This window comes from Citrobacter sp. S55_ASV_140, from assembly GCF_018919505.1.
Taxonomy (GTDB): Bacteria; Pseudomonadota; Gammaproteobacteria; order Enterobacterales; family Enterobacteriaceae; genus Citrobacter; species Citrobacter werkmanii.
Genome location: NZ_JAHLQZ010000468.1, coordinates 1 through 210, shown reverse-complemented (window position 1 = coordinate 210; position 210 = coordinate 1). Strand labels below are relative to the sequence as shown.

The window sequence follows — 210 nt, the reverse complement described above, 5'->3', positions numbered from 1 at the left end:
GGTGCATCCGGGAGGATTCGAACCTCCGACCGCTCGGTTCGTAGCCGAGTACTCTATCCAGCTGAGCTACGGATGCATCGGGAAACTTGCTTTACTGCCGATATTGATATCGTAATAAACGATATCAAGTAAGAGATGGTGCATCCGGGAGGATTCGAACCTCCGACCGCTCGGTTCGTAGCCGAGTACTCTATCCAGCTGAGCTACGGA

1 tRNA gene is annotated in these 210 nt (G+C 52.9%); it reads right to left on the bottom strand.

Features of this window, described 5'->3' with window-relative positions:
• Positions 1-2: 2 nt before the first annotated feature.
• A tRNA-Arg gene (locus KQJ18_RS24560) sits at positions 3-76 on the bottom strand.
• Between the last annotated feature and the right edge of the window lie 134 nt (positions 77-210).